7 protein-coding genes and 2 pseudogenes are annotated in these 13,555 nt (G+C 55.8%); 7 read left to right on the forward strand and 2 right to left on the reverse strand.

Going from position 1 to position 13,555, the window contains the following annotated elements:
• The first annotated feature begins 89 nt into the window (after positions 1-89).
• Entirely contained in the window at positions 90-1,541 is a 1,452-nt protein-coding gene (locus tag ACBR42_RS14385) for an NCS1 family nucleobase:cation symporter-1 (protein ID WP_371208463.1), read from the forward strand.
• A gap of 50 nt (positions 1,542-1,591) precedes the next feature.
• On the opposite strand, the gene ACBR42_RS14390 is transcribed toward ACBR42_RS14385, so the two are convergent.
• Positions 1,592-2,533: a nucleoside hydrolase gene (locus ACBR42_RS14390; protein ID WP_371208464.1), complete on the reverse strand. Its 942-nt coding sequence runs from the start codon at positions 2,531-2,533 to the stop codon at positions 1,592-1,594.
• 677 nt (positions 2,534-3,210) lie between these two features.
• Between ACBR42_RS14390 and ACBR42_RS14395 the strand changes: the two genes are divergently transcribed.
• The 5 genes from ACBR42_RS14395 to ACBR42_RS14415 all read left to right on the forward strand — a co-directional run bounded on the left by ACBR42_RS14395 (position 3,211) and on the right by ACBR42_RS14415 (position 11,664).
• The gene (locus ACBR42_RS14395; RefSeq protein ID WP_371208465.1) at positions 3,211-5,331 is read left to right on the forward strand and encodes a TonB-dependent receptor; all 2,121 of its coding nucleotides are present in this window, start codon (positions 3,211-3,213) and stop codon (positions 5,329-5,331) included.
• A 474-nt stretch (positions 5,332-5,805) separates the two neighbouring features.
• Positions 5,806-7,155, forward strand: coding sequence for an NAD(P)-dependent oxidoreductase (locus ACBR42_RS14400; RefSeq protein ID WP_371208466.1), 1,350 nt, complete (start codon positions 5,806-5,808; stop codon positions 7,153-7,155).
• An 11-nt stretch (positions 7,156-7,166) separates the two neighbouring features.
• Positions 7,167-8,441, forward strand: coding sequence for an NAD-dependent dihydropyrimidine dehydrogenase subunit PreA (gene preA, locus ACBR42_RS14405; RefSeq protein WP_118963504.1), 1,275 nt, complete (start codon positions 7,167-7,169; stop codon positions 8,439-8,441).
• Positions 8,442-8,481: 40 nt separating this feature from the next.
• Complete coding sequence (locus ACBR42_RS14410) at positions 8,482-9,753, forward strand: Zn-dependent hydrolase (RefSeq protein ID WP_371208467.1); 1,272 nt, start codon at positions 8,482-8,484, stop codon at positions 9,751-9,753.
• 675 nt (positions 9,754-10,428) lie between these two features.
• Positions 10,429-11,664: a NupC/NupG family nucleoside CNT transporter gene (locus ACBR42_RS14415; protein WP_282760359.1), complete on the forward strand. Its 1,236-nt coding sequence runs from the start codon at positions 10,429-10,431 to the stop codon at positions 11,662-11,664.
• A gap of 16 nt (positions 11,665-11,680) precedes the next feature.
• On the opposite strand, the pseudogene ACBR42_RS14420 reads toward ACBR42_RS14415, so the two are convergent.
• Positions 11,681-12,435 (reverse strand): annotated as a pseudogene (locus ACBR42_RS14420) (IS5 family transposase); the annotation flags it as partial.
• 145 nt (positions 12,436-12,580) lie between these two features.
• Between ACBR42_RS14420 and ACBR42_RS14425 the strand changes: the two are divergent.
• A pseudogene (locus ACBR42_RS14425) lies at positions 12,581-13,168 on the forward strand (IS5 family transposase); the annotation flags it as partial.
• Positions 13,169-13,555 lie beyond the last annotated feature (387 nt).

Raw genomic sequence — 13,555 nt, forward strand, 5'->3', positions numbered from 1 at the left:
GTTGTCATTCCATATCGGAACCGTATTGTTATTCTGACCTAATGGTCAAGATTATATCTTTGCCGCATACAGACCAAAAAGGAATTACCATGCTGGACAGCACGGATCGCATGGACAGCCATCTGGTGAACGAGGATCTCGCGCCCGTGCGGACCAGAAGCTGGGGATGGTTTGATTATGTCTCGCTATGGATGTCCAACGTGCACAGTGTGGGTGGCTATGTGACGGCAGGTAGCCTGTTTGCAGTCGGGTTGCCTGCAGGCGACGTGTTCATTGCCCTGGTGGCGGGCATCATGATCATACAGGTGGTCTGCAATCTGGTCGCGCGGCCCAGTTTTGAATCCGGCACGCCCTATCCGGTCATGGCGCGCATGGCCTTTGGCGTGCGGGGGGCGGTGGTGCCTGCACTGGTACGTGGCGTAATCGCGGTGGGGTGGTACGGTATCCAGACATGGCTGGCTTCGAACGCGGTGCTGATCCTGCTGCTGCGGCAGTGGCCAGCACTCGCACGATGGGCTGACCTGCGGCAGCATGGAATGCTGGGCCTGTCCACGTTGGGGTGGGCAGCATTCCTGCTGTTATGGGGGATGCAGGCTGCAGTTTTCTGGCGCGGGATGGAAACGATCCGCCGCTTCATCGACTGGGCCGGTCCCGTGATCTATGTTGTCATGATCGCGCTGGATGGTTGGCTTCTGTGGAAAGCGGGGGGGCACATATCGCTGGATGTATTTGACGTCGTGCCACAAAGTACCGGATGGCGAATACTGGGCATTGTGAACGCAATGGCGCTCATTGTGGCCTATTTTTCGCCCATTGCGCTGAATTTTGGCGATTTCGCCCGCTATGGCATCAGCCTGCGTGATATCCGCCGTGGCAATTTCTGGGGGCTGCCGGTTAATTTTATCTGCTTTTCCGTGTTGACGCTGGTTACGATCGTACTGAAGCGTCCGGTCTTTGGCCGCATCATTCTCGACCCGGTGGAAACCGTGTCCCAGATCGACAGCCCGACCGCCGTGGCCATAGGCGTGCTGACCTTTGTCACCGCCACGGCGGGGATCAATATCGTGGCCAATTTCGTCTCGGCCGCATTCGATTTCTCCAATCTCGCGCCACACACCATCAACTGGCGCAGAGGCGGATTGATTGCAGCGGTCGGAGCGCTGGTTGTTACCCCATGGAACCTGTATGCCCGGCCTGAACTGATTCATCTGACGCTGGACATTCTGGGCACGTTCATTGGCCCGCTGACGGGTGTGTTATTGGCGGATTACTACGGTGTGCGCAAAGGACGGATGGAAACCGTAGCCCTGTATACAGCCAGCCCGCAGGCCGCGTACTGGTATCGCAACGGTATCAATTTCACGGCAATGGCCAGCCTGCTGTTTTCTGTCCTGTGCGGACTGGGGCTGGTATTTGTTCCGGTTTTCGCGCCAGTACGCAACCTGTCATGGTTTGTCGGGTTTTCCTGCGCGATCGCAAGTTATCTTGCCCTGTTCCATATCAGGATTCGTGCAGTCGGTGAGAATCGGCAGACAAGATGAAAGACCTGCGGGCGGACGGGATGATCTGTCCGCGCGCAGGTCATAAGGGCTCAGGGCAGGGTGGCCAGTCGCGAGGTCAGGAGTTCAAAGAAAGCGTCGGCCTTCACGTCACGTATGAACAGGGCATTGGGCTTGCGGTCTGTCACCTTCCACCAGTCCACAACCGTCATGCCCACCGACAGGCTGCTTTCCGTCTCGATACTGACATTGACGTGTCGACCGCCAAAAATGTCGGGCTTCAGTAGCCACGCGATGGTGCAGGGATCATGCAGGGGTGCACCTTTCCAGCCATATTTAGCCAGGTCGAAACGTTCGGAAAATGAAAGCATATCCACGGCCGCATCGGAACAGCGATTGCCATTTGCACGTAGCGCTGCCAGCCGCTCAGGCAGGGTCAGGCACTGATGTGTGACATCCAGTGGTAGCACTACAAGCGGGATACCGGCGCTGAACACGATATTGGCGGCATGCGGGTCGGCATAGATATTGAATTCAGCCGCAGGCGTGATATTGCCCAGTTCCGACCATGCTCCACCCATCAGCACCACCTCGCATATGCGTTCTGCAATATCCGGTGCAAGGGTCAGGGCAAGGGCCAGATCCGTAAGTGGACCCAGCATGACAAGCGTCAGTTCGCCCGGTTCTGCATTGCGGACAGCCTCGATCAGGTACATGACCCCGTTGCGCGTCTGAAGGGGCATGGCGGGTGGAACAGACAGGTCAATCCCATCCAGACCCGTGGGGCCATGTACATGTTCAGCCGTGGTCTGGATGGTCTGTAAGGGACGTGGCGCGCCGCAGAAAACGGGAATATGGGGGAAACCAGCCATTTCCAGGATGCGGCGGGCATTTTCACCTGTCCGTGCCAGCGGCACATTTCCTGCGACGGCGATAACGGCCTGCACTTCTATTTCGGGTGAAGCCAGCGCTAGGAAAAGGGCGACCGCGTCGTCCTGGCCCGGGTCGGTATCAATGATGATTTTCCGTTTCAAAAAATATCTCCCTCGTGAATGGCGTCCAGACCGTTTCCTGCCGTGCAGGCGGGTCTGCAATGCGTAACCGGTTTTTAGGGACAGAAGCAGTGTCTGGTCTTATTCTCACTCCATTGGACCATAGCGGACAGATTGGAAATCCGTTCTGCCGCACGTGGCGCTGCAATGGTTAAATCCCATGTAAGCAATTGGAAAAAACAGTTTTTTCCATTACAGCTCATTCATGACAAAATGTGCCATTTCTGCAACGATCTTAAAAACCTGATCATATGGTTAGAATCTTATTGCGTTCTAGAAAAGATATATATTATTGTTTTTATATCCTTAGATATTCAGAAATACTTCGTCTTTTGTGTAAAATGAAAATAATAACAACGATATATAACATTAAGGACGATAAAACCATATTTTATTTGTGTGCCGCCGCCGAGAGGTAAGAATAAATGAATCAGGTTTATTTACATTCGTTTGTCAGTGTAGTCGTGCTGACAGCGGTTTTCTCTGGTCATAATGCCCGTACCCAGACCGTGCAGCAGGCGGCGGTGCACAGACCCCCAAACCGTTCACCGACCCATGGCGTGTCCCACCACACGGCACCTGCGCATCAGATGGCTTCCAGCCAGCCGGAGACGCTGGCAGTGCATGTTTCGCGTCACGCTCGTGACGGAGGCGGCGGGATGATGAGGATTGAAACCGAACCCCATGCAGTGCAGAGCGTGGGCAAGCAGTATATCGACATGCGCAGCCCCACCTCCACCGGTCTGGACCTGATTCAGAACCTGCCCAGCGTAAGTATAGCCATGCCGGATACTTCGGGAATCAAGGGTGGTTCGATTTTCATCCGTGGCTTTACGGATGCTGATATGGGGCTGATGTTGGATGGTGCGCCAGCTTCGCTTGCGGCGTACCTGCAGCAGAATGTCGATTCAGAGAATATTGAAAGCGTTAATGTCACCCCCGGCAGTTCGCAGGTGGACATGCCGACTGCCAATGCCTCGGCCGGTGCGCTGGATGAACGCACAATCACACCCAGCGCCAAGCGCGGCGGAGCGATGGATTTTTCGTATGGCACCAATAATATGTCACGCGAATTCATTCGCCTGCAGTCAGGCTATATCGGGCATTCGGGTGTGCGCACCTATGCGTCCTTTTCCAACACACATTCACGGCAGTGGATGGGCGGCGGCATAAACCAGCGCGAACATGTGGATTTCGGGCTGCAGAAGGATTTCAATAACGGATCATACATCAAGCTGTTCACCTCGTGGAACAACTCGATGTTTACCATCGATAATTACGCGACGGCGGCCCAGTTCTATAATTACAAACGTACTGGCGAAGGCTTCAACCGGACAGCCGGTTGGAACCCGACGGCTGCGAATGCCGGAGATTACTGGAAAAGCAACCTGGATTCCTGGAACCAGTTTTTTGTCAGTGCTCCAGTGCATGTGGTCATAAACCGCAGGCTTGATTTGGATGTAACATCCTACCTCAGCACCGGTTTTGGCTGGGATGGATCGTCAGCGGGAACCGTTGGTACGACAGGCGCGTGCGCGAATGGGTGCAAATATGGCAATGGCACACCTGCGGCCAGCGGGCAGCAACTCAGCACCTATTACGCGCAGGGTTGGTCACCTGATGTCGGTGTCGTGGCCAAGCTGAGTTACAAGCTTGACCGCCATAACCGCCTGACCTTTGGTTACTGGTATGAAAACAACGCCGTATCCGAATTCTCGCCAACCATGGCGACCATGGCATCCGGACGGAACCCCAAAACCGATAATGCCGAGCAGATGCTGTACAACATGCAGGGACAGAAACTGGTCAGCACGGACCATGCCGGTTATGAACTGAATTCGTTCTTCATTCAGGACAGTGCGAAATACCTGCATGACCGGTTGACGGTCAATGCCGGGTTCAAGTACGTCATGTCCAATTACTGGGATCGCTCAAGCGGTCTGCTGGGTAGCGGCACAAGGCTGGGGGAAAATACGACCGCCCCCCTGCCACATCTGGCGGTTGCTTACCGCTTCAACCAGCATCACCAGATTTACATGAATGCGGAAGGCGATTTCCGCCAGCCCCTGCCATCGGCGCTGCCCGCAGGCATGGCGACACTGCCCAAGGACCAGTATTCCATTACCGAACAGCTTGGCTATCGCTTTAACAACAAGTGGCTGATTGCTGATGTTTCGGTATTCAATTCCAACATCACCAACCGCCTGTTGTCCGTTTACCTGCCTACAACGCAGTACGCGACAGTCAATGCCGGGAATGAAACGGTGCGTGGTATTGATGCAATGATCGCCGGTCGCCAGTTCCATCATTTCAGCCCTTATGCATCGGTTGAATACCTGTATGGCCGGATGGATTCCAACATCGCCTATGGCAATTCCTACCTGCCGACCAAGGGCAAGCAGGCGATCGCCACGCCGCGCGTGATGGCGAATTTCGGGCTGACCTATGCCAATGAAGGCTTTTTTGGCAATTTCAGCCTGCACTATACCGGCCCGCAATCCGTTACCATGGTTGGTGATGAACGGATGCCGGGGTTCGTCACCGATACCCTGGCGCTCGGTTATCATTTTCACCCGATTTCCTTCATGAAGACGCCGACTTTCCGCCTGAACTTCACCAACCTGACCGGTTCCATCGTGCGTGTCGGCACGACGGGCGTGGCTTACAACATGCATGATGTCACCCTGCTTAATGGTCAGACCGCAGCAGGCGGTGGTGGGGCGAACTTCTATGTCATGCCACGTTTTTCCATGACCGGAACGATTTCGACCGATTTCTGAAAAAAAACGTCCTTATGATAGCCGGGATGTCCGGCAAGATGCTTCCTGATCCAGTCCTGCCGCACGATGCCTATCGTGCGGCAGGTTTCGTCTGGGCTGACCGAACCTGATACACCCGTCAGGGCAGGGCGCATCCATCTGGTGTCGTGGTGTTCGTGCAGGAAGGCTGCCATGGCACTCTGGCTGCCTATGTCAAATCCCGGATTACATCCGCAGCACGCTACCTTCACAAGCCAGCCTGATATCAGCTTGAACGGAATGACGGCTGCTTCAGTCTCCTGTTACCTTCAGGGATGAAAGGCCGGATTTCACCTGCATACAAATAAATGCGTTCTTATATATCATTTCTTTGAAGATATGATCCAGGTCGATTTAGAATTGGTCAAAAAACCTGACCATATAGTCAGAAAAAACATTGCAGTCTGTTATTGAATGACCTTAAGGTAAATCCAACACACAGTTGTTGGAGCGATCATGCCGCAGGGTCCCGATATCGCGCCTGGACGTCTTTCAGATGTTGAACTGGCGCATAATTTTTCCGATGCACATCCGCCACTTACGCACGCCCAGGCCGTGGTCGAAGCTGAGCGCTGTTTCTACTGCTACGACGCCCCGTGCATAGAAGCCTGTCCTACGGGTATTGATATTCCCCGCTTCATCCGCGCCATTGCCACGGACAACATGGCGGGCTCGGCCCGGACCATTCTTGAATCCAATATTCTGGGTGGCTCCTGCGCACGGGTATGCCCGACCGAGATACTGTGCGAGCAGAAATGCGTGCATAACACGCGTGAGGAAGGCCAGCCCATCCGCATTGGCATGCTCCAGCGTCATGCTACCGACTGGCAGATGGAGCATGGCGGCCAGCCCTTTGCCCGCGCACCGGAAACCGGCCATCGTATCGCCATTGTCGGTGCGGGACCTGCCGGCCTTGCCTGCGCGCACCGGCTGGCCATGCATGGGCATGATGTAGTGATCCATGACCGTCATGCGCTGCCTGGCGGCCTGAATGAATATGGTGTCGCCGCTTACAAACTTGCGGATGAGTTTGCCCAGCGCGAGGTGGATTTCCTGCTCGCCATTGGTGGCATCTCCTTTGAAGGCGGCAGGACGCTGGGCCGTGACATGACGGTCGCCAGCCTGCGGCGTGCCTATGACGCGGTATTTCTTGCCGTGGGCCTTGCAGGAGTAAGGTCGCTCGGGATCGAGGGGGAAGACCTTGATGGCGTGATGGATGCGGTCGACTTCATTGAAGGGCTGCGTTCAAGCAGTAAGCAGACCGTACCGGTCGGTCGCCGCGTCGTGGTGATCGGTGGGGGCAATACGGCGGTGGATGCGGCCGTGCAGGCCCGCAGGCTTGGGGCGCAGGATGTGACCCTGGTTTATCGTCGTGGCGCGGAGAATATGTCGGCTACGACCGTGGAGCGTGAATGGGCGCAGACGAATGGCGTCACCGTCAGGCTATGGGCGTCGCCCGTCCGGCTCGTGGCGCGTGATGGCGCACTGGCTGGCGTCGCATTCGCACGGGGTGGCCTCGGGCCGGATGGCCGCCCCGCCTACGATCCCGACGATACGTTCGTGGTGGAGGCGGACATGGTGCTCAAGGCCGTGGGGCAGACCTTCCTGCCCGACCCGCTGGAGGGGGACAGTATCGCCATTTCTGGCGGGCGCATCATGGTTGATGAGACAGGGCAGACCACCATGCAGGGTGTGTACGCAGGTGGCGACTGCACGCCGGGCGAGGACCTGACGGTTGCCGCCGTGCGCGACGGGCGCAACGCGGCGGAAGCAATTCATGCGGCCTGGATGGCGGCAGGCAAGTAAGGAAACGGGACATGGCTGATCTACGTACGAATTTTGCTGGTATCCGCTCGCCCAACCCGTTCTGGCTTGCGTCCGCGCCGCCGACGGACAAGGAGTACAATGTCCGTCGCGCGTTCGAAGCCGGATGGGGCGGGGTGGTATGGAAGACGCTGGGGGAAGACCCGCCAGTGGTCAATGTCAGTTCACGCTACGGGTCGCTGAACTACAACGGCACCCGCATGATCGGGCTGAACAATATCGAACTGATTTCCGACCGCCCGCTGGCCACGAACATTGCCGAAATCAAGTCGGTCAAGCGCGATTATCCCGACCGCGCCGTTGTGGTCAGCCTGATGGTGCCCTGCGTGGAAGAGAGCTGGAAGGCGATCCTGCCCATCGTGGAGGAAACTGGCGCGGACGGCATCGAACTCAACTTCGGCTGCCCCCATGGCATGTCCGAACGGAACATGGGGGCAGCCGTAGGACAGGTGCCCGAATATGTGGAAATGGTCACGCGCTGGTGCAAGCAGAACACCCGCATGCCCGTTATCGTCAAACTGACCCCCAACATCACCAATATCCTCATGCCCGCGCGTGCAGCCATGGCCGGTGGTGCGGATGCGGTCTCGCTGATCAACACCATCCAGTCCGTCATTGGCGTTGACCTGGACCAGATGGCGCCCATGCCGGTTGTTGGGGGGCAGGGCACGCATGGCGGGTATTGCGGGCCTGCCGTCAAGCCCATAGCACTCCGTATGATCGGTGATATCGCACGTGACCCCGAACTGGGCGCCCTGCCCATTTCAGGTATTGGTGGGATCAGTTCATGGCGGGATGCTGCTGAATTTCTTGCCATGGGTGCCAGCACACTGCAGGTCTGTACGGCGGCCATGCATTACGGTTTTCGTATCGTCGAGGACATGAAGGACGGCCTGTCCGCATGGATGGACCAGAAGGGCTACGCCACGATTGATGACGTGACCGGCCGCGCGATTGAACGCTTCGTGCCGTGGAACCGGCTGAACATGAAGTTCAAGACCATCGCGAAAATTGATCAGGACGCCTGCGTCAAATGTGGTCTGTGTCATATTGCGTGCGAGGATACTTCCCATCAGGCCATCGCCCGGACGCGGGTGGACGGGGAACGCCATTACGAAGTGATTGATGAGGAATGCGTGGGTTGCAACCTGTGTGCGCATGTCTGCCCCATTGATGATTGCATTACCATGCAGCCACAGCCGGTAGAGGGTGTGCTGACATGGCCCGAACACCCCAACAACCCGGCGCGCGTGGCCATAGATTCGTAACAGGTCCACAAGGATGCAGTCCGACGAGGAAGGGAGCTTTATGATACAGCATACAAACGCGACACATGGCAGCAATCTTGGCATCGACGCGCAGGCCCTGTGGTCTGACCTTATGCAGACCGCGCGGTTTGGCGGCACGCCCAAGGGTGGTATCCGCCGTCTGACGCTTACGGCGGAAGATAAACTGGTGCGCGACTGGTTCGTGCAGACCTGTGAGGAGTTGGGGTGCACGGTTACGCATGATTCCATGGGTAACCAGTTTGCCCGCCGGGCCGGTCAGGATAACAGCCTGCCGCCTATTACCATCGGCAGCCATCTCGATACGCAGCCCACTGGCGGTAAGTTTGACGGAATTCTGGGTGTGCTGGGCGGGCTTGCCGTACTGCGCGCGCTGCATCGCGCGGGGTATGTGACCCGGCACCCGATCGAACTGATCAACTGGACAAATGAGGAAGGCTCCCGCTTCACCCCGCCCATGATGTGTTCGGGCGTCTTTACCGGCGTCTTTACCGAACAGGAAGTGCTGGACAAGCGTGACCGGGCCGGGCTGCGTTTTGGTGACGAACTGGAGGCCATCGGCTACCGTGGCAGTGAACCATGCGGTCAGCATCCCGTCACAGCCTATTTTGAACTGCATATCGAACAGGGACCGATTCTGGAAGCTGAAGGCAAGACCATCGGCATCGTAACAGGCGTACAGGGCGCGCGTTGGTATGAGGTGACAGTAAGGGGCAAGGATGCCCATGCCGGTTCCACCCCCATGCCCATGCGTCATGATGCACTGCTTGCCGCCGCGCGCATGATCGAGGCAGTCAGCACGGTTGCCGTTTCCCATGCGCCCAGTGCCGTCGGTACCGTGGGGCTGATCGAAAACCGTCCCAATAGTAATAACGTGGTGCCGGGTGAGGTCTTTTTCACCATCGACATGCGCGACCCTGATGATGCAGTTGTGGCGCAGATGGAGGAGGAACTGTACAGCCTGCTCCCCGAAATCGCGCAGCGCAGTGGCGTTACACTGGAAATCGTGCGGATATGGGATGCTCCGGCAGTCCATTTCGATCCTGCCTGCGTTGACATGGTTGAGACCGCGGCGGCAGACAGCGGGTACGGGGCCCGACGCATTGTCTCTGGTCCTGGTCACGATGCTGCTTATATGGCACGGGTTACACCCACGGCGATGATTTTTGTCCCCTGCGCCGACGGTCTGAGCCATAATGAAGCCGAAAGCATTACCGAACAGGATGCGGAGGCAGGTGCCGGTATCCTGCTTAAAACCGTTCTCAAAGCAGATGCGGTCTTCAACGCCAGATAGTAACCTTCACGCTTAATAACGTGCGGGACCGATGACTGTCGGTCCCCGCGTCTGGCGTCCGTTATGTGCGTTCATGTCTGATGGGTTCGGTAATGGGATATGATGTTTGCAGGAAATCCGTGCTGCTTCTGAAGTATAAGACGAAGAACAGTCGCTGGTAGCTCCCCTATCTGATCCTGTTATACAAGGATGCAGAACAACGGCATTATGCATTGGCCGAACGATCCTGTGAATTGCGTTACGTTATCCGCTACGGAATTGTCGGGCGTCCCATGGCCCAAGTGACCCTTCGGCATGGTCTGCGCTCTTGTTGCTGATGGACGCATGCTGCTTTGAATCATTGGTGTGTAATCAGCGTAATACGTTACGCATTGTCTTTGGGCACCGGGGGTACCCGCAACAGCCATCCTCGACTGGCAGACATTTCTTGCATTACAAATGCTAACCGCAGAAGCATCGATATATAATAGGCTACAGTCCAGATTATATTATCTGAATAATTTCTTTTAACCTGACAGCCAGTCATGGAATTACACTCCAGTTGACGGCCGCATATGCAGTTTGTTGCCGTACGGGATCGAGCGACGCTTGACGGTATCCGATGTGATGTTACGATAACATAACTTAATGGTCAGGAAATTCCAATTTCCGGTTCTGCTGGCTGAAAGTTCGCTCATGCACGTCCGTGGCTTCATTGGCATCATATTCCTGATGTGTATTGGTCTGGTGTTTTCCACAGACCGCAAGCAGATCAGCCTGCGCATTATCGGGGCCTGTCTGCTGTTGCAGGCCGGTATCGGGGTGCTTGTATTGCGCCTACCTGCCGGGCAGGCTGTTCTGCGGGCGATATCGGACATAGTCACACAGATCCTGTCCTATGGGGGGGAGGGGGCACGTTTCCTGTTCGGTGCGCTTGTCGGGCCGAAGATGCATGAGATCTTTCCTGACGGATCCTATATTTTTGCGTTTCAAGTATTGCCTTCCCTTGTCTATGTCAGTGCGCTGATTGCCATTCTCTATCACTTCGGTATTATGCAGGGTGTCGCTCGACTGCTTGGTCGGGGGCTGCAGTGGCTGGCGGGTACCTCGCCTGTTGAATCTTTTGGCGCTATCATCACGATCTTTGTGGGTCAGAGTGAATTACCGGTTGCCTTGGGGCCTTATCTCACTTCCATGAGCGAGAGCGAACTGGCGAGTACAATGTGCAGTGGCACGGCATCGATTTCCGGGGCGACACTGATCGGTTATTTCGGGCTGGGTATACCAGCCAGTTACCTTGTGGCCGCGTCTTTCATGGCTATTCCCGGCGGCCTGATGTTTGCCAAGATTCTGGAACCCCGTGCATCTGGCGCGCCAGTCAGTTCGATCAATGCGGGACAGGCCGCCTATCATCGCGCGTTTTTTGAAGCGCTGATGGAAGGTGCGCAGAAAGGTGCCCAGACCGCAGTGGCTGTAGCTGCCATGCTGGTTGCCTGTATCGGACTGATTGCGCTGGTCAACGGCGTATTGCAGGGTATCGGGGGGCATATCGGTTTGTCCATGCTGTCGCTGGAATATCTGATGGGCTTAATTTTTGCGCCCATTGCCTGGATGCTAGGCGTTCCCGCGGGCGAATGCGATGCTGTTGGTTCCGTACTTGGTCTGAAAGTCGTACTGAATGAATTTGTAGCCTATTTTCATCTGGGGCCCGATATACAGGCAGGCCGCCTGTCAAAACGGGCAGCGGCCATTGCCTCTTTTGCCCTATGCGGATTTGCCAATCTGAGTTCGCTCGGTCTGCTCGTCGCTGCCTTTGGTAGTCAGTGTTCTGACCGGCGTGAGGAAATCGCCCGAAAAAGCGCGCGTGCTGTGCTGGGCGGCTTGCTATCCAATCTGATGAGTGCCGCTATAGCAGGTATTATTATGCCCTGATCGTATCTAGGGCCTGTTAGGTTCTGTTGACAAAAGATGGTAGCCACAATTTTACGGCTGCGAGGTTAAGAAAGGCGAGGAACGATTTTCTTGTCTTGTCATATCGTGTGGCGATACGTCGGAACTGCTTCAGTTTGTTGAACATCCGCTCGATACGGTTTCGATCCCGATAACGACGGAAGTCGCAGGGAATATCCTCTGTGCGATTTGAACGCGGTGGGATTACGGGAAGAATGCCTCGAAAAAGCAGGTTCTCTCGTATCCTGTCACTATCATACCCCTTGTCGGCCAGAAGTCGGCGCGGTGTCACGACCGGCAGGTCCATCAGGGCATCAGCGCCGGAATAATCAGAAACTTCACCCCCCGTCAGGTCGAAGCCAAGAGGGCGTCCCTGACCGTCAGCACGGGCGTGGTTCTTGCTCGTAAAGCCGCCGCGGCTTCGACCAAAGCCTTCCTTATGCGTCCCCCTTTTGCGCCAGCCGCCTGGCTGTGAGCCCAAACGACCGTGCTGTCGATCATGTGCTGCCAGTCATCGGTCAGACCGAGTTCAACCAGCGTTTCCAGCAGAGCGTCCCAGACGCCCTGTTCTGCCCATCGACGGAACCACACATAGACCGAGTTCCATTTTCCGTAGCGCTCATGCATGTCCCGCCATGGGCAACCAACACGCAGGACATAAAGCATTCCATTGAGAAACAGACGGTTATCCTGTGCCGGTCGTGACCAACGGCCACGTTCAGGCGGCAGCAGGCCGCCAATGATCGCCCATTCCTCGTCCGTCAGGTCGCCACGCATCCACAGGCCTCCGCAAAGACCAACGTTGAATCACGTCCAAGTCAGTCTGAAAAGACCTTTTGTCAACAGAACCTAGATCTTGAAATTCTTCTCATATTGTAGGGATGGAACAGGCACTTTTATGGATGAGACGTGGGCGATCTGGGAACCTCTGATCGAGGCGGTTCGCCCGTGAAGCAGGACGCTGCCACATGATCTGCGGCGCACGATAGCATCGATTTTCTGGCGTCACGAGAATGGTGCGAAATGGCGGAGTATCCCCGCTGAACTGGGGCCGTGGTGGCGGGCGGCCCAGCTTTTCATCCGCTGGGCGAAACCGGGTGTGTGGGAGCGCCTGCTCGAACTGGTTCAGGAACAACGGGGCGTGGCACTTGGTATGACTTTTCTGGATGGCACAAACATCAGGGCTCACCACAAAGCGGCGGGAGCCCAAAAAAAGGGGGCCTCTTTCGAAGAGCGAGACCATCGTGAAGCTCTTGGCCGTTCTCGCGGCGGCTATGGCACAAAAGTCTGCGTGATCGCTGTTGGACATGGAAAAGCCTTCGGTTTTGCGCGGGCCCCTGGACAGGCTCATGAACTGCCTCTGGCACCAGCCATGCTCGACAGCCTTCCCGCCATTCCCCTGTGGGTAGTAGCGGACAAGGGCTATGCGTCGAACGCCATGCGTGAACGGATATGGGAGTACGGCCGGCCATTCCCGCGAAACGACGGGACGGGCTGCTCAATATCTATATTTACTGTTTTTATTGTTCATCAGGATTCATGTTCGTTTGAACATGCGTCCTGATGGATTTTTTATGGCCCGATGCGAACGCCATATTGGAGCCAATAAAGAGTTCTGATTATCTGTTTTGGTAATATTTTTTCTATTTCTATTTCTATTTTTTTGGTTTTTCATAAATAATAATTTTAAATACTTTCTTCCAGAACAGCATGCAGGACACGCCCACATTTCTTCTACTGATTGCTACCTGGAGGGTTCGAAAAACCCTCTGGTATTGAGGTCTGCTCTGTGATTCCATTTTCCTTGCGTTGATTGGAGTATGGATCATGAAGCAGGCGGGATTTTTTGACGTTGAAGAGCGGCTTGCCCGGC

Origin of the sequence: Komagataeibacter sp. SM21 (assembly GCF_041402665.1) — a bacterium.
Lineage (GTDB): Bacteria > Pseudomonadota > Alphaproteobacteria > Acetobacterales > Acetobacteraceae > Komagataeibacter > Komagataeibacter saccharivorans.